This window comes from Geothrix fuzhouensis, from assembly GCF_024609325.1.
In the GTDB taxonomy this organism is placed as follows: Bacteria; Acidobacteriota; Holophagae; order Holophagales; family Holophagaceae; genus Geothrix; species Geothrix fuzhouensis.
Window position 1 is genome coordinate 21,558 of the sequence record NZ_JANHMQ010000005.1, and the last position, 17,291, is coordinate 38,848.

13 protein-coding genes are annotated in these 17,291 nt (G+C 66.6%); 5 read left to right on the forward strand and 8 right to left on the reverse strand.

Going from position 1 to position 17,291, the window contains the following annotated elements:
* The first annotated feature begins 69 nt into the window (after positions 1–69).
* From edd to NOV74_RS14450, 5 genes are all read left to right on the forward strand, one after another.
* The gene (gene edd, locus NOV74_RS14430) at positions 70–1,905 is read left to right on the forward strand and encodes a phosphogluconate dehydratase (RefSeq protein ID WP_257313912.1); all 1,836 of its coding nucleotides are present in this window, start codon (positions 70–72) and stop codon (positions 1,903–1,905) included.
* Positions 1,902–2,546 (forward strand): bifunctional 4-hydroxy-2-oxoglutarate aldolase/2-dehydro-3-deoxy-phosphogluconate aldolase, encoded by a 645-nt coding sequence (gene eda, locus NOV74_RS14435; protein ID WP_257313915.1) that lies wholly within the window; start codon positions 1,902–1,904, stop codon positions 2,544–2,546. Before edd ends, eda begins: the two co-directional genes overlap by 4 nt.
* Positions 2,547–2,577: 31 nt before the next feature.
* Positions 2,578–3,576, forward strand: coding sequence for a type I glyceraldehyde-3-phosphate dehydrogenase (gene gap, locus NOV74_RS14440; protein WP_257313918.1), 999 nt, complete (start codon positions 2,578–2,580; stop codon positions 3,574–3,576).
* A 79-nt stretch (positions 3,577–3,655) separates the two neighbouring features.
* A complete protein-coding gene (locus NOV74_RS14445; RefSeq protein WP_257313921.1) occupies positions 3,656–4,162 on the forward strand; it encodes an SHOCT domain-containing protein in 507 nt (168 codons plus the stop codon).
* 78 nt (positions 4,163–4,240) lie between these two features.
* Entirely contained in the window at positions 4,241–5,719 is a 1,479-nt protein-coding gene (locus NOV74_RS14450) for an AGE family epimerase/isomerase (protein ID WP_257313925.1), read from the forward strand.
* Positions 5,720–6,116: 397 nt separating this feature from the next.
* Here the strand turns inward: NOV74_RS14450 and NOV74_RS14455 are convergent, their stop codons facing one another.
* The 8 genes from NOV74_RS14455 to NOV74_RS14490 all read right to left on the reverse strand — a co-directional run bounded on the left by NOV74_RS14455 (position 6,117) and on the right by NOV74_RS14490 (position 17,243).
* A complete protein-coding gene (locus NOV74_RS14455) occupies positions 6,117–8,384 on the reverse strand; it encodes an alpha-amylase family glycosyl hydrolase (RefSeq protein WP_257313927.1) in 2,268 nt (755 codons plus the stop codon).
* A gap of 28 nt (positions 8,385–8,412) precedes the next feature.
* A complete protein-coding gene (glgP, locus tag NOV74_RS14460) occupies positions 8,413–10,065 on the reverse strand; it encodes an alpha-glucan family phosphorylase (protein WP_257313929.1) in 1,653 nt (550 codons plus the stop codon).
* 71 nt (positions 10,066–10,136) lie between these two features.
* Positions 10,137–11,825: an alpha-amylase family glycosyl hydrolase gene (locus tag NOV74_RS14465; RefSeq protein WP_257313934.1), complete on the reverse strand. Its 1,689-nt coding sequence runs from the start codon at positions 11,823–11,825 to the stop codon at positions 10,137–10,139.
* A gap of 72 nt (positions 11,826–11,897) precedes the next feature.
* Positions 11,898–12,329, reverse strand: a complete 432-nt coding sequence (locus NOV74_RS14470; RefSeq protein WP_257313936.1) for a pullulanase-associated domain-containing protein — start codon at positions 12,327–12,329, stop codon at positions 11,898–11,900.
* A gap of 54 nt (positions 12,330–12,383) precedes the next feature.
* Positions 12,384–13,274 carry a maltose ABC transporter permease MalG gene (malG, locus tag NOV74_RS14475; protein WP_257313939.1) on the reverse strand — a complete coding sequence of 297 codons (891 nt, stop codon included), beginning with the start codon at positions 13,272–13,274 and terminating at the stop codon, positions 12,384–12,386.
* Positions 13,275–13,285: 11 nt separating this feature from the next.
* On the reverse strand, positions 13,286–14,812 hold the full coding sequence (gene malF, locus NOV74_RS14480; RefSeq protein ID WP_371748463.1) for a maltose ABC transporter permease MalF: 1,527 nt from the start codon (positions 14,810–14,812) through the stop codon (positions 13,286–13,288).
* 81 nt (positions 14,813–14,893) lie between these two features.
* The gene (gene malE / locus NOV74_RS14485) at positions 14,894–16,099 is read right to left on the reverse strand and encodes a maltose/maltodextrin ABC transporter substrate-binding protein MalE (protein WP_257313944.1); all 1,206 of its coding nucleotides are present in this window, start codon (positions 16,097–16,099) and stop codon (positions 14,894–14,896) included.
* A gap of 46 nt (positions 16,100–16,145) precedes the next feature.
* A complete protein-coding gene (locus NOV74_RS14490; protein ID WP_257313945.1) occupies positions 16,146–17,243 on the reverse strand; it encodes an ABC transporter ATP-binding protein in 1,098 nt (365 codons plus the stop codon).
* Positions 17,244–17,291 lie beyond the last annotated feature (48 nt).

Sequence of the window (17,291 nt, forward strand, 5' to 3'; positions counted from 1 at the left end):
GCAACCGGTTACAAGAAGTAATAATGTTACACACGCTCGCCCCCTCGAGCCCCTGGGAAGGAACGCCTCATGGCTCTGAACGCCCACGTTTCCGCCCTCACAGATCGGATCCGCCGCCGCAGCCAGAGCGGTCGTGACGCCTACCTCACCCAGCTCCGGGAGGCCGGCACGGCGCACCCCCATCGCTGCGACGTATCCTGCGCCAACCTGGCCCACACCTTCGCCGCGGCCGGCGCCGACAAGGCCGCGCTTCGCGAAGGTCGCGAACCCAATCTGGGCATCGTCACCGCCTACAACGACATGCTCTCGGCCCACCAGCCGCTGGGTGCCTTCCCCGCCTGGATCAAGGCGGCGGCCCGGGAGGCCGGGGCCACGGCCCAGGTGGCCGGCGGCGTGCCCGCCATGTGCGACGGCATCACCCAGGGCCAGCCGGGCATGGAATTGTCGCTCTTCTCCCGGGACGTCATCGCCATGGCCACGGCGGTGGCGCTCTCCCACAACGTCTTCGACGCGGCGCTCTGCCTGGGGGTCTGCGACAAGATCGTGCCGGGCCTGCTCATCGGGGCCCTGCAATTCGGAAACCTGCCAGTGATCTTCGTGCCGGGCGGGCCCATGGTCAGCGGGATCCCCAACGACGAAAAGGCCAAGGTGCGTCAGCGCGCCGCCGCGGGGCTGGCGGATCGCGCCGAGCTGCTGGAAGCGGAGGCGAAATCCTACTCGGCACCGGGCACCTGCACCTTCTACGGCACCGCCAACAGCAACCAGATGCTGATGGAGCTCATGGGCCTGCACCTGCCGGGCTCGGCCTTCGTGCCCGCGGGCAGCCCCTTGCGGGAAGCGCTCACCCGTCACGCCGCGACCCGCGCGGCTGCGCTGGTGGAGGGGAGCCCCGAGTACACGCCCCTGGGCCTGGTGATCGACGAGCGCGCCATCGTGAACGGCATGGTGGGCCTGCTGGCCACCGGCGGCTCCACCAACCACACCCTGCACCTGGTGGCCATCGCCCGGGCCGCGGGCATCGTCATCGACTGGAGCGACTTCGACGAGCTGTCGGCTCATGTGCCGCTGCTGGTGCGGGTCTATCCCAACGGTCAGGCCGACGTGAATGCCTTCCACCAGGCCGGGGGCACGGGCTTCCTCGTCCGCGAGCTGTTGGACGCGGGCCTGCTGCACGGCGACGTGCTGACGGTGGCGGGGCCCGGCCTGCGGTCCTATACACAAGCCCCGGAGCTGGGCGCCGAAGGGTTGGTCTGGCGCGATGCGCCAACTGGCAGCGGCGACGAGACGGTGCTGCGGCCCATGTCACGGCCCTTCGCCCCCAACGGCGGCCTGCGTCTGCTCACGGGCAACCTGGGCCGTTCCGTCATCAAAGTCTCGGCCGTAAAGTCCGAACACCGTCACATCGTGGCGCCCGCCCGGGTCTTCGAGAGCCAGGAGGAACTGCAGGCGGCCTACCACTCGGGCAGCCTGACCGGCGACCTGGTGGCCGTGGTGCGCTTCCAGGGCCCCCGGGCCAACGGCATGCCCGAGCTGCACCAGCTCACCCCAACCCTGGCCAACCTCCAGGACCGCGGCTTCCAGGTAGCCCTGGTCACGGACGGCCGCATGTCCGGCGCCTCGGGCAAGGTGCCCGCCGCCATCCACGCCTCGCCCGAAGCCCTGGCTGGCGGGCCTCTGGCCAAGCTGCGTGATGGAGATGTCATCGAGCTGGATGCCGAGCGGGGCCTGCTGGAAGTGAGGGTCGATCCCACGGCGTGGGCGGCGAGGCCCTTGGCGCCGAGACCCGCGTTGAGCCATGAGCGCGGCCTGGGCCGGGAATTGTTCGGGCTCTTCCGCGCCCACGCCACCGAGGCCGAGGCCGGGGCCACCTCCTTCGGCGACGCCTTCGATCGGAGCCGGCCATGACGACCTCCCTCGAAACCATCCTCCGCGCCTCGCCGGTCATGCCGGTGATCGCCCTCGACCACCTAGACCAGGCCCTGCCTCTGGCCGAGGCCCTGCTGGCGGGCGGCATCGTCACTCTGGAAATCACCCTGCGCACCCCCGTGGCGCTGGAGGCCATCCGGCAGATCCACCAGGCCTTCCCCCACGCCCACGTGGGCGCGGGGACCGTGACCACGCCCGAGGCCCTGCGGCAGGTGGCCGAGGCGGGTGCCGCCTTCGCCGTGAGTCCGGGCCTCACCCGCCCCCTGCTGGAGGCCGCCGCCGGCTCAGGGCTGCCCCTACTCCCGGGCGTGATGACGCCCACGGAAGTGATGGCGGCCATGGACGCGGGCTTCCGCTTCCTCAAGCTCTTCCCGGCGGAGCCGGCCGGAGGCATCCCCATGCTGAAGGCTATGGCCGGCCCCTTCCGCGAGCTCGCCTTCTGTCCCACGGGCGGCATCACTCCCGCCACCGCCGCCGCCTACCTCGCGCAACCGAACGTGATCTGCGTGGGCGGCTCCTGGCTGACGCCCAAGGCCCTCCTGGCGGCGAACGATTGGAAGGCCATCACGGATCTGGCGCGCCAGGCCTCTGCCCTTACCGGCTCTGCGGCTCCGCGCTGAACGGCAACGCCCTAATTTTTGGAGAAGATTCATGACGATCAAGGTAGGCATCAACGGCTTCGGCCGCATCGGCCGCATGGTGTTCCGTGCGGCGGTGCAGGACTTTCCCGACATCGACATCGTGGCCATCAACGACCTGCAGAAACCGGACTACCAGGCGTACCTGCTCCGGCACGACTCCGTCCATGGCCGGTTCCGGGGTGATATCGCGATAGAGGGGAGCACGCTTTTCGTCAACGGCAGGCCCATCCGGCTGACAGCCCTCAAAGAGCCGTCCGACCTGAAGTGGGATGAGGCGGGCGTCGACATCGTCGTCGAAGCCACCGGCCTCTTCCTCACGGAGGAGTTGGCCTCGAAGCACCTGACCGCCGGGGCGAAGAAGGTCGTCCTTTCGGCGCCCAGCAAGGACGCCACGCCCATGTTCGTCTACGGCGTGAACCACGAGACCTACGCAGGGCAGGCCATCATCTCCAATGCCTCCTGCACCACCAACTGCCTGGCGCCCCTGGCCAAGGTGCTGAACGACACCTTCGGCATCAAGCGCGGCCTCATGACCACCGTGCATGCCGCCACCGCCTCCCAGCGCACCGTGGACGGCCTCAGCCACCGCGACTGGCGCGGCGGGCGGGGTATCCTGGAGAACATCATCCCCAGCAGCACCGGCGCGGCGAAGGCCGTGGGCAAGGTGATTCCCGAACTGAACAAGAAGCTCACGGGCATGTCCTTCCGGGTGCCCACCTCCGATGTGTCCGTGGTGGATTTGACGGCGGAGCTGAACACGGAAACCACCTACGAGGCCATCTGCGCCGCCATGAAGGCCGCTTCCGAGGGGCCCATGAAGGGGATCCTGGGCTACACGGACCAGAAGGTGGTCTCCACGGACTTCCGCGGCGAGAGCTGCACTTCCGTTTTCGACGCCGACGCCGGCATGGCCCTGGACGGCACCTTCGTGAAGCTCGTGGCCTGGTACGACAATGAGTGGGGCTACTCCAGCAAGCTCCTGGAGATGGTGCGGGTGATCGGGAAGTAAGGGCTGCGGCACAGTTTGGGCCCGGGAACCCGTCACGGCTCCGCCATACTGGTCCCCGGATTTCCTTCGAGGTCGCCCCATGCGCTGGTCCCCCGCCGCTTTCCTCATCGCCCTCCCCATCGCCGTGATGGTCGGATGCACCAAGCCCGACCTGGACTTCGGCAAGCTCAGGATCGGGATGGACAAGAAGGAGGTCATCGCCCGGGCCGGGCAGCCCACCAGGGCCTCCGTTGTCCAGGGCTTCGAGCTGTTCGAGTACGAAGCCTACGACCGCTACGGCGCCCTCAAGGTCAACGAGCGGTCCTCGTTCGTGCGCTTCGCGAACGGTCGGGTCGATGCGCTCGGAACTCGGGAGGAGGTCGATCCCGCGAAGGTGCCCGCCGCGAAGGTACCGGCAGAACCGAAGGCCGGCGATGGACCGGGAACGACGCCGGCGAGTAGCCGCTCTGCGGGCCCCGCGCCCGCCCCCTTCGATCTCCGGACCGAGCTGGAGAAGCTGGATAAGCTCAAAAAGGACGGGCTGATCTCGGAGGCCGAGTTCCAGGACCTGCGTCAGCGCGTCCTGGAGAAGGCGAAGGCCCAGTAAGGCGCCCCGCGCCCGCGTCTTCCGCAACCGGGCGGCCTGCCACGACGGGCTGTTCCCTCCTGGGGTGGAGTCCTGCCCATGCTCAAACCGCTGCTGCTGCTGACCACCCTCGCCCTCGCCGGTGGAATCCATCCGACCCAGGCGCCGCAGGCTTCTTCCATCCTTCAGGCCCCGGCCGACCTGCCCACGGGTGAGCGCTGGCTGCGGCACTTCCGCGAGGACCTGCTGCCCTTCTGGAATGTGCCGGACGCCTGGGGCACGCCCCGGGGCGACTTCCCCACCTTCCGCGGCAACGACGGCAAGGCCGTGGACTGGGCCAAGCCCCCCGCCGAGCTGGCCGACGCGCCGGGCTGGATCCAGGCCGAGTTCGGCCGCGACTATGTCCGCATGAAGTCGCGCCAAACCTACGTCTACGGCGTGGCCTACCACCTGACCGGCGATCCCAAGATGCTCGAGCTGGCCCGGGACGGCGTGGCCTTCATCCGCGCCAAGGCCCTGGACCCCGCCACCGGCAGCGCCATCTCCTACTTCGAGAAGGGCGAGCCGAAGCCCGAGGTGCTGGCCCGCACCAGCCAGGACCTGGCCTACGCGGAGCTGGGGATGGCGATGTACTACTACCTCACCCGCGACGAGGCTGTGCTGGCGGACATCCGGCGGCTCAAGGACCACATCTTCTCCCAGTACTGGAATCCGGACTGGCAAGCCCTGCGCTGGGTGGCGAAGGACGACGCGGACAAGGACCAGCTGCGCCAGGAGCTGGTGGCCCAGCTGGACCAGGTGAACGCCTACCTGCTGCTGGTCACGCCCCTGCTGCCGGCCCGGGAGCGCCGAGCGTGGACCGCCGACCTGAAGCGCCTCGCGGCCGTCATGGTGAAGGACTACCACGACGCCGACCGCCACCTGTTCTGGGGCACCATCGACGATCCCGCGCAGAAGCGGCTGGGCTCTCGCCACACGGACTTCGGCCACACGGCCAAGGCCTACTGGATGCTGGAGCGCATCGGCCGGCTCACGCACGACCAGGCCCTGGTGGACCTCGCCACCACCGGCGCCAAGGCGGTGCTGAAGCAGGCCTACCTGCCGGATTCCGGGACCTGGGGCTCCCGCCTGCGCCGCGACGGCAGCGTGGATCCGGGCAAGGAATGGTGGATCTACGCTGAGCTGGACCAGCTGGCCGAGACCCTGGCCCTGCGCGATCCCGCCCAGGCCGCGCCCCTGCCCCGCACCACGGACTTCTGGTTCCGCCGCATGGTGGACCCCGTGAACCACGAGGTCTGGGGCGGGGCCGGCGGGCCTCCCGACTTCGAGCCCTGGCAGGGCCCCAAGATCCACCAGTGGAAGAGCGGCTACCACTCGTCCGAGCACGCCCTGGTGGGCTACCTCACGGCCCAGGCCCTCCACCACCAACCCGCGATCCTCTACTTCGCCCCCAGGGATCCGAAGGCGGTCCTGCGGCCCTACTTCTTCGAGGGGCGCCTGGCGAAGCGCACCAGCCACCCCCTGCCCGGCTTTCCCGGGCGCCGGAAGGTGGAGGCCGCCTTCATCGGGTTGAAGTAGCGCTCGCCTCGCCCTTCCGTAAAAGAACGAGATCTTTTCGCCACCGATTTCAGTGATTGCGGTGATGACGCCTCGGATGCTTCCCGCATGGGCCGGCCGCAGGCCGCTTCCGGCTCCGCCGGAAGTCTTGGGGGACGCCAGGGCCGCGCATCCTAAAGAGGGCGCGGTCCTGACTCCCCCCATGGAACCCATGCTGCCTCGGGACAGGGTCAATCCTTTTTCATCACTGAAATCACCGGAATCGGTGGCAAAGAAATCAGTTCATCACACCATGTCGCGAAGAACGGAAAAACAGCACACCTCACCACCAAGGCCATCAAGAATCGCAACAGCAGGTGATCGTGGCTTTCTTGGTGTCTTGGTGGTGTTCATTATCTTTTGAAGGCGTCGTACAAAACTATTTTCTGAAGATGGCGGAGGTCAGCGGATCCAACGTCACCGAGGAGCCGGTGACGGCCACGCCGGTGGGGACGGTGATCGCCGCGGTTCCGGCCGCGGCGCCATCGGCGACCAGGGTGGCCGTGGTGAGGTCGATGTCCGCCGAGAAGGTCTTCGCGGTGGTGTCGGCGTTGTGGAAGACGTACCAGGTGCCCGTGCCATCCGTGGACACGGCCTTGTAGCCGAAGGCCAGGGCGCTGCTGCCGGCGCCCGCGGCCGGCAGGCTGGTCAGGCTGGCGGCCCGCACCGCATCGGGCAGGCGGAAGGCGTTGCTGCTCTTGCGGAGGGCGATGAGCCCCTGGACGTAGCGGTAGAGCTGGTAGCCGTTCTGGGTGGTGTCGTAGTTGGTGAAGCCGCCCGCCAGGGGATTGCCGCTGGTGTACACCCGGGCCCAGGCCACCAGGTTGATGGCGTCGGAGGCGTTGTAGGAGTTGTCGACAAAGTACCGGCCACCGTTCGACTTGGTGTTGGCGTACATCCCGGTGGTCTCCTTCGTGCGGAACATCTCGTCCCCGGCGTGGAGGAAGGCCACCCCCTGGGAGGTCAGCAGCGCGGCGTAGCCCACCCGGGCCCGCTTGAGGAGGACCGCATCGCCCGCTGTGGTCTTCGGCGCGGCGGTGGCCATGGCCAGCACGTCGTAGAGGCAGAGGTTGTCGTGGCAGGTGAGGTAGCTGGCCACGTTGCTCGTGGAGCCCGGCGCAAAGGCGGGGTTGGTGTTGGTGGGCACGCCGGCGATGTTGGAGAACAGGGTCGCCACGGACTGGGAGACGCCCGTGAGGAAAGCGGGCTGGCCGTCATTGGGGTAGCCGTTCTTGAACACCTGGCGGTAACTGTCGGAGAACATGGCGACGTTCTGGCCGAGGAACTGGGCCGAGTTGCCCTGGTCCGCGCCGGAGGTGGCATTGCCGTTGTAGTCCGTGCCGGGCCCGCTGTAGTAGCCATTCCAGCCCTCCCCGATGAAGAGGGTCTTCGGGTTGTAGGACGTGGCGGCACCGTAGGCGGCCTTCACGGTCTGGGTGTCCAGCACGCCCATGAGGTCGAAGCGGAAGCCGTCCACCTTGTACTCGCGCACCCAGTAGGCGATGGAGTCCACGATGAGCTTCCGCACCATCTTGGCCTCGGAGCGCACATCCTGGCTGCCTGCGCCGTTCCGGCTGGTGCTGCGGTAGTAGTAGCCCTGGATGCCCGAATCGCCCAGCACGGCGTTGTTGGCGGTGTGGTTGTAGACCACGTCCAGCACGACGCCCATGCCCTGCTTGTGGATCTCGTTGATGAGGGTCTTCAGCTCATTGACGCGGGCCGTGGGGCTGGCCGGCGCCGCCGAGTACATGCCGGTGGGCGTGAAGTAGTTCTGGGGGTCGTAGCCCCAGTTGTAGTTGGCGCCGGAGGTCTTGGTGATGTCCAGCTCCCGGGTGCCGACCTTGGTCTGGTCGTAGGTGTAGTTCTCCAGGGGGCAGAGCAGCTGCACATGGGTGACGCCCAGCTTCTGGATGTGGGGCAGCAGGTCCACCAGGCCCTTGAAGGTGCCCCAGGTGTGCCCCGCGGCGAAGCCGCTGAGGTTGGGATCCACCGTGAGGTCGCGCACGCCGGCCTCGTAGATGATCGCGTCCCGGTTCGAGGCGTAGGCGTAGGGGGCCGCCGTCGCGCCATCCGGGCCCTTCATGGCCGATCCGTCGAAGTAGTAGGAGGATCCGGCGTAGGGCGCCCAGCCGCCATCGGGGGCGATGGCCGTGGGATCCACGATGGCCCCCTTGCCGATGCTGTCACCCGGGATGGAGGCGCTGGGCGTGCGGACCCACTGGGCCATGGACTTGGCGTAGGGATCCAGCACGTACTCGCCGCCCACCTTGAAGACGTAGAAGCTCTGGGCGGGAAGCGCGATGGCGCCGGTGCTCCAGACGCCGCCGGATCCGCGGGTCATGGCCACCGTAGCGGCCGGCGCGTTCAGGGCGTCGTTCCAATGGGCGTAGAGACACAGCGCGACAGTGCTGGCGTTGGCGTTCCAGTAGTTGAACGTCACCGTGCCAGTGCCGAACACCGGCCCCAGGGCGGTGCTGGGAACCTTGAAGTACGAGGCGTCCGGCGGCGGCGTGGCGTTCGAGTCCGCATCGAGACTGCCCGGGGTGGGGCTGGGGGTGGTCGAGCCGCCGCCTCCCCCGCCGCCGCCCCCGCAGGCGAAGAGAAGGGTCAGGCTGGCGGCCAGGAAGAACGGCAAGATGCGGGGCATGGGATCTCCTGCGGGCGGGGCCGCCCCCCTAGCGGGTGGGACGCTTGTACATCCGGTCGTAGTACTCCTGGAGCATCCGTTCGACTCCGAAGGCGTGCCGAGTGCTCTGGATGGAGGCCACCATCATGTCCACCCAGGCGTCACGCCGGTCATAGTAGGCGGGCAGCACCTCGTCGGCGAGCACCTTCTTAAAGGCCTTGAAGTCGTGCTTGTCCAGCACGGCCTCGTCCTCGCTCTCGAAGCCGTCGCCGAACTGCCAGCCGTTCACGCCGTGCTGGCAGGCCTCGGGCCACCAGCCGTCGAGGATGGAGAGGTTCAGGACGCCGTTCATGGCCGCCTTCATGCCGGAGGTGCCGGAGGCCTCCTTGGGCCGGCGCGGGTTGTTGAGCCACACGTCGGAGCCGCGGGTGAGCATGCGGCCGATCTCCATGTCGTAGTTCTCCAGGAATACGACGCTCCCGGGGTATTTCCGGGCCATCTCCAGGATGTTTTCGACGATGTGCTTCCCGTTGTCGTCCAGGGGATGGGCCTTGCCGGAGAAGACGATCTGGAGCCGGCCGCTGTTGAGGAGGGGCTCGATGAACTTCCGGTCGGTGAAGATGAAGTTGGAGCGCTTGTAGGGCGCGGCGCGGCGGGAGAAACCGATGAGCAGCGTGTCCGCATCGAGCTTCACGCCCGTGCGGGCCTCCACGAAGGCGATCAGCTTCTTCTTGTTGTCCAGGTGGGCCTTCCAGAGCGCGTCCTTGGCCTTCTTCGTGCCGTCATAGGCGGCGCCGAGCTCCAGCATCCGGGCGTCCACCCAGGTGGGGCGGTGGATGGCATTGGTGATGCCGATGATCTCGCTGCGTCCCTCGATGTGCTTCCACATCTTGTTGGAGGTGACCCGGTGCAGGTCGGCCACGGCGTTGGAGATGCGGGACAGGCGCAGTGCCCCCACGGTCATGCTGAAGGGGCTGCCGCCGAGCTGCTTGAGCTGGGCCTTCGTCATCCCGAGGTTGGCGCCCATGTAGAGGAAGCGGTCGATGGGATGGGACTCGTTGCCCTGCAGGATGGGCGTGTGGGTGGTGAAGACGACCTCGTCCCGGGTCTTGGCCCAGGCGGCCTCGAAGGTGGCGCCCTTGACCATGCGCTGGTGCATCAGCTCGAAGCCCGCGAACAGGGCGTGGCCCTCGTTGAAGTGGTAGACGTCGGGCCTGATGCGCAGGGCCTGGAGGGCGCGCACGCCGCCGATGCCCAGCACCATCTCCTGGGCCACGCGCTCCTCGCCGAACCAGCCGTAGAGCTGGCCCGTGATCCACCGGGCCTCGCCGTCGTTCTCCTCGAGGTCGGTGTCCAGCAGGTAGAGGGAATCCACGCCATAGCTGTTCACGCGCCAGACCTTGATCTTCACCGGCCGGGCCTTGATCTCCACCTCGACGGTGACGCCGGTGTCCTCCAGGAACTCGTGGCTGGCGTTCTTGTAGGCGTCGTAGACCTTGCCCGTGGCCGGATCCACCATCTGCTCGCCGTAGCCCTGCTTCCACCGGATGCCAATGCCCACCATGGGGTAGCCGTGGTCCTTCACGCCCTTCAGGTAGTCGCCGGCGAGGATGCCCAGGCCGCCGGAGTAGATCTTGAACGCGCTCTCGAGGGCGTATTCCATGCAGAAATACGCGACCCTTGGCAGCTTCTTGGTGGTCATGCACACTCCTTCGATCTCGATTCATGCCGTATTCAGCGCGCCATCCGCACTGGGTGGCGCGGATGCCAATCTCAGCGGACCTGGACGCGCTCGAGCAGGACGGTTCCCTCCGCCTGGAGGGCGACCTTCCCACCTGCCACGGTGGCGGTGCGGCCGGTGTAGGCGTCGCGTAGGGTCTCGCCGTCGGCGAAGACGCCGGCCACGGGGAGGCTCACCTGGCCCTGGGCGCCCAGGGCCACCACCACGCGGTCGCCGCTGGTGGCCTCGATGCGGCTGAAGGTGTAGGGGGCGTCACCCAGCTGCTTGTGCTCTCCGGTGGCCAGGGCCCGGTGGCGGGCACGGAAGGTGCCGAGCTTGCGCCAGTGGGCGAGGACCTTCGCATCCACCTTGGCCCAGTTCATATCAGAGCGGGTGGCCTGCTGCTTGTCCGTGCGGGGCATGGGCCCCTCGGGCCGGGCAGTCTCGTCGCCGTAGAAGATCTGCACGCCGCCGGGGGCCAGCAGGAGGGCGGTGCCGCCCTCGATGAGCTTGCTGCGGTCGAACAGCTCCGTGTCGTGGGACGAGAGGTAGTTCAGCATGTGGACGGGCTTGCCGGCCTGGGCCTGGGCGTAGCTCCGGAAGAGCTTCTCGGGCTTAACGAAGGCGTCATCCTGCTGCTGGAAGTCGAAGTTGATCATGGCGTCGAAGCCGAAGCCCGTCATCTTGTGCTTCTCGGGCCCGGCGCCCCAGAACTCGCCCACCATCCAAAAGGGGGCGTCGTCGATCTTGCGGGTGGGATTCTTGGCCTTGAACTCCGCCAAGGCCTTCACGGCCTCGGCCTTGAGGGCGGCCCAGGCCTCCGGCTCCACGTGCTTCACGGTGTCGCAGCGGAAGCCGTCGACGCCGTACTCGCGCACCCAGTCCGTGAGCCACTTGATGAGGTAGCCGCGCACGGTGGTGTTGGGGAGGTCCACGGCCTTGGTGTCCGCCTTCTCCTTCAGGAACTTCGGCAGCTTCACGGCCTCGGTGCTCTCCGTGCGGAAGTCGGGCAGGAAGGCCAGCTGCATGGTGAGGTCGTTGCGCCCGCCATCGATGTAGCCCGGCAGCCCGGCGCGCACCCAGGGGCGGCCCCACCAGTCGCCGAACTTGAAGGAGTTGTAGTCGATGTAGTTGTGGTAGTTCCTCAGCAGGTTCGGATCCTTCTCCCAGTCCGGCCACAAGACGTCCACCTTCAGGTCCTTGGCCGTCTGAATGTCGAGGTAGCCGGGGTGGTTCATCACCACGTCGAAGAGGATGCGGATGCCCTGGGCGTGGGCCGTGTCCACCAGCTCGCGGAGGTCCGCGGCAGTGCCCAGGTTCTTGTCCAGCACCGTGTAGTCCAGGGCCCAGTAGCCGTGGTACCCGTAATGCTTGAACTCCTTCTGACCGCCCTGGACCCAGCCGTGGATCTGCTCGTAGGGCGCGGTGATCCACAGGGCATTCACGCCCAGTTCCTTGAACCAGCCCGCCTTGAGCTTCTGGGTGAGCCCCTTGAAGTCGCCCCCGTGCCAGGTGCCCACGTCGTCCTTGGGATTCATCTCCCGCTGGCGGCCGTAGGCGTGGTCGTTGGTGGGGTCCCCGTTGACGAAGCGGTCCGTCATCACGAAGTAGACGATGGGATTCTCGGCGAAGGTGCCGGGAACGGCCACCGGCGCCTGGGCCCGGATGGGTTGCCAGGGCGAGGTGAGGACCGCAGCCAGAAGGAGGATGCGAAGGGCGGAGGCGGGGCGCAGCGGGGTCATGGGAGTCTCTTCAAGGTTCAAGGGGAGCCAGGGCCGGGCTCGGCCCGACCCTGGCACCGGGTCATGCTTTGCCTACTTCTTGCAGACGTGATCCTTCAGGGCCTCTTCCTTGGAGAAGTAGATGGTGCGGTCGCCGTTGACCACCCAGATCGCCTTGTGGGCATGGCCATCGAAGGCCATGTCCTTGGCGCCCTGCTCCTTGATGTCGCCCTTGTGGATGATGTAGTTCACCTGGGCCTTGGAGCCCGTGTTGAACTCGGATAGATCCGCCCACCAATACACCCCGAAGTCGGTCTTGCCGGTGGGCATCATGGGGTTGGGCCACTCGATGTCGGGCAGCGGCATGTTGGGGCTCTTCCAGAGGTGCACGCCCCATTTCTCGTACTTGCCGTCGCAACGGTGGTAGTTGATCTCGATCTTGCCCTCGGGCGGGGTGGCCAGGGCGGGGCTGATGATCAGGGCGACCACAGCGATCGCCTTGAGGAAGGACGTGCGGAGGCTCATGCGTGACTCCTTGGGGAAGGGAGGGCCATGGCCCTCGGGTTGGAAAAGAGGGGTTCAGCCCTTGTTGGCCCCGGCGGTGAGGCCGGAGATCATCCAGCGCTGGACGAGGATGAAGACAACGGCGATGGGCAGGCCGGAAAGGATGGCCGCGGCCGCGAAATCGCCCCAGAGGTATTTCTGCTGGTAGAGGAACTGCTTCATGCCCGCGGCCATGGTGAGCTTGTCCTGGCTGCGCAGCAGAACAGAGGCCACGGGGTACTCATTCACCGCGCCGATGAAGGCCAGCAGGAAGATGACCATGATGATGGGCAGGGCCATGGGGAGAAGCACCCGCCAGAAGGCCTGCCAGGGCGTGGCGCCGTCCACGGTGGCGGCTTCTTCGATCTCGGCGGGGATGGTTTCGTAGAAGCCCTTGATCGTCCAGATGTGCAGGGCGATGCCGCCCGAGTAGGCCAGGACCAGGGCCCAGGGGCTATCGATCCCGACCAAGGGGAAGCTGTGCCCGAGGCGCGAGAAGATCGAGTGGATGGCGATGAGCGCCAGGATCGTGGGGAACATCTGCATCAGCATCAGACCCACGAGCGAGGCCTTCTTCCCGGCGAACTTCATGCGGGCGAAGGCATAGGCGGCCGTCGTCGAGAGCAGGACGGCCGTGCTGGCCGACAGGAGGGCCACCTTCACCGAGTTCCACAGCCAGCGCAGCACGGGCAGGTCCGGGATGATCACGCGCCCATCGGCGTTGGTCACCGGCATACCCAGGGCAAAGCGCCAATGTTCGAGGCTGATGGTCGTGGGGATCAGGCTCCCCGAGGCGAAATTCCCTGGGCGGAGGGAGATGGAGACCACCATCAGCAGCGGGAAGAGGACGAGAGCACAGAGGCAGATCAGGAACACGTGGGCGGCGATGACGCGCCAGCGCTGGGACTTGTCGATGACAATGGCCATGGCGTCTCCTTTCAGCGCTTGCTGTCTTCGGCGATGCGGGTGGACCGGATCTGGATCATCGAGATCGCGGCGACCATCAGGAACACCACCGTCGAGATGGCCGCGCCCAAGCCGAACTTCTGTCCCGAGTCCTGGAAGGCCATGCGGTAGGTGTAGGACACGAGAATGTCCGTCGTGCCCGCCGGTGTGGAGGTATTGAGGAAGTCCGGCAATCCTCCCGTCAGGAGGTTGATGAGCACGAAGTTGTTGAAGTTGAAGGCGAAGGAGGAGATGAGCAGCGGCGTCAGGGGCTTGAGGATCAGCGGCATCGTGATCCTGAAGAAGTTGGTGATCGGCCCGGCCCCCGCCACCGCCGACGCCTCGTAGAGGTCCTGGGGGATCGCCTTGATGAGGCCCATGCAGACCACCATCATGTAGGGAAAGCCCAGCCAGGTGTTGACGATGAGGATCATCGACTTGGCCAGGAAGGGATCCGAGAACCAGGTGGGCTTGATGCCGAAAAGGGCACTGAGCACCAGGTTGATCTCACCGAAATTGTTGTTGAACAGCCCCTTGAACACGAGGATGGAGATGAAGCCCGGCACCGCGTAGGGCATGAAGAGCAGCAGCCGGTACGCGCCCCGGAACTTCAGGTTCTCCCAGCTCAGCAGCACGGCCAGGACCATGCCGAGCGCGGTGCAGAACACCACGGTGAGGGTGGAGAAGACAAGGGTCCAGACGAAGATCCGCACGAGGGGCTCGCGCAGGGTGGTGTCCGTGAAGATGTCGACGTAGTTCTTCCAGCCGATGTCCGCCTGGAAGCCTGGCGTCACCTGCTCGCCGTCAGCGGTCTCGTAGAAGCCGGTCTTGAAGTTGGGCCGGATGACGCTGTGGTCCTGGTTGTTCGTGAGGCTTCCATCGGCGTTGCGCGTGAACTGGGGCAGACTGGGGGCAAACTCCCGCAGGCCCGTCATGCGCACGTGGCCGCCATCGGGCATGATCACGGTGATGCCCTTGAGGAAGGGCTGCTGATCGATCAGGTCCCTGATGGGCATTTCGTCGCCCGGCAGCGGCCCGGTGGCGGGCTGGGCCTTCAGGGTGAGGTGCGTCCCCTCGGCACCGAGGGAGAGGGGTTCCGTCACGAAGGCGGCGCCGCTATCAGCATCCTCCAGGCGGAACCGCCAGCGGTTGCCGTCGGCATGAAGCTCGGAGGTGTAGGTGGCGCCGTCGGACCGGTAGGTCTCCTCCAGCAGATACTGGGTGGCCCGCTTGAAGGTGAGGAGGTTCGTGGAGCTGTAGTTCGTGAAGCCGATGCGGATGGTGTAGAGCATCGGAAAGACCACGAAGATCAGCGCCGCGCCGATGCCGGGGTAGAGGTAGCGGTACGCGTAGGTCTTCTTGGAGGTGTAGATCCACACGAAGCAGGCCAGGGTCACCAGCATCATGCCCGCCAGGAGGGTCTCGCCGGTGGCGTAGACCAGGGTGACGGCGTACAGCCCGGCCAGCCCCAGGAGGAGCATCAGGATGGGCGGCAGAAGGCGTTTGAGGACCGGCGGCATGGGCATGGGTGGATCCAGATCGGAAGGAAGACCCTGGCGGCGGGGTGGGCCCGGAGGCCCGCCCCGCGCCCGGAGGAATGGCTACTTGAGGATCCGCTTGGCCGCGGCGTCCAGGGCCTCCTTCGGAGCCTGACGGCCTTCGGTCATGTTGTTCAGTGCGGAGACCATGGCGGCCCAGAAGCGGCCCATGCGGGGGTTGTTTGGCATGACGACGCCATCGTTGGCGCTGGCCATGGAGACCTGGATGAAGGGATCGCTCTTCATCTTGGCGTAGGCGGCCTTGTTGGCGGGCGCGCCGATGGCCACGTCGGCGTTGATGGTCTCGAGCCCCTTCAGGGTCAGCATGTTGTTCTCGATGAACTCGCGGGCGATGTCCACGTTCCCAGCCGAGGAGGCGGCCTTGGTGATCATGGCGCCCATGTAGCCCACGAACGGCTTGGCGGGCTTGCCGGCCACGCTGGGGAGCTTGGCCACGCCGAAGTTGATCTTGGCCTTCTTGAGGTTGTCCCAGGCCCAGGGGCCGCTGATCATCATGGCGAGCTTGCCCTGGGCCATCTGGGCTTCCATCTCGGCATAGGTGGCGCCCTTGGGCATCACGCCCTCCTTCACCATCCTCGTGAGCAATTCGGCGCCGATGACGGCCCCGGCGTTGTTCACGCCCGTGTCCTTCTGGTCATAGGTGCCATCGGCGTTCATCTTGAAGGCGTAGCCGCCATTGGCCGCCAGCATGGGCATGGTGAAGTAGGTGTTCGTGTAGTCCCACAAGATGGCCTTCTTGCCCTGGGCCACGAGCTTCTTGTCGAGGGCGAAGATCTCTTCGAAGGTTTTCGGCGGCGTCTTGATCAGAGCCTTGTTGTAGATGAGGGAGACCGCCTCGATGGCCACGGGATAGGCCCACACTTTGCCCTTGATGGTGAAGGCCTGCCAAGCCTTCTCGTCGATCTGGTCCTTGATCTTCTTGCCGGGGGTCACGGCGTTGATGACGCCGCTCTCGGCCCACTCGCCCACGCGGTCATGAGCCCAGATCCAGATGTCGGGCCCCTTGCCCTCTTCGGCGGCCGCCTGGAACTTGCCGGGGGCGTCCTCGGGATGCTCGACGACGACCTTCACGCCCGTCTTCTTGGTGAACTCGTCGCCCACTTTCTGGAGGCCGTTGTAGCCCTTGTCGCCGTTGATCCAGATGAGGAGCTTGCCCTTCTCGGCGGCCTGGGCCACGGTGAGGGCGCCAGCGACGAGGATGGTGGCGGTGGTGGCCGCCAGTTTGCGGAGGGTGGATGGATGACTCACGACAGTCTCCTTGGGTTGGGCCGGAGGGTCCGGGTGGATGAAAGCGCTAGATGAGGCGGGTCAGGGCCCGGTCATCCGGGCCGAACAGGTGGCAGTGCTTGGCGGGGAAACGAAGATGGGTCTCGTCGTCCGTCCGGAGGGTGGTCTCGGGGAGGGCTTTCACGGTGAGCTGCCCCTGGCCGCCAGGGGCATGGACGTACAGGAAGACGGTGTCGCCCAGGTGCTCGGACACGATGACCGAGGTCTTGGCGGTGCCTTCGCCGGGGGCCGTCTCGGCCAGGAGGCGCTCGGGGCGGATGCCCAGGGTGAGCGGTGTGCCCTCGGCCAGGCCCTGGGCCTCGACCTGGGCGGTGACCACTGTGCCGTCCTCCAGGCGAACCGTAGCCAGCGCGTCTGTCGCGGAGACCAGCGAACAGGGGAGGAAGTTCATCTTGGGTGAGCCGATGAAGCCGGCCACGAAGTGGTTGACGGGGCGGCGGTAGAGTTCCAGGGGCGTGCCCACCTGCTCGATGCGGCCCTCGTTGATGACCACGATGCGCCCGGCCAGGGTCATGGCCTCCACCTGATCGTGGGTGACATAGACCATGGTGGTGGCCAGGTCCTTGTGCAGGCGGGCCAACTCGACGCGCATCTGCACTCGCAGGCCGGCATCCAGGTTGGAGAGGGGCTCGTCAAAGAGGAACACCCCGGGCTTCCGCACAATGGCCCTGCCGATCGCCACCCGCTGGCGCTGTCCCCCCGACAGTTCCTTCGGTCGACGATCGAGCAGGGGTTCGATCTGGAGAATCTGGGCCGCCCGCTGGACGGCCTCGGTGGTCTCCGCTTTGGAATTCCCCGCGAGCTTCAGACCAAAGGCCATGTTCTCGGCCACGGTCATGTGGGGATAGAGGGCGTAGCTCTGGAACACCATGGCGATGCCGCGCTTGGACGGTGGCACCTCGTTCACCTGGCGGCCCCCGATGCAGAGCTCGCCGCTGGTGATCTCCTCCAGGCCGGCGATGCAGCGCAAGAGCGTGGACTTGCCACACCCCGAGGGCCCCACGAATACGACGAACTCCCCGTCCGTGATGTCGAGATCGATCCCATGGAGGATCTCCACGTCGCCGAAGGACTTGCGGAGGGATTTGAACTGGAGGTCGGCCATTTGGATCCCGGTAGAGACAGGTGGAGCCTGATGGATAGGGCCGCAGGG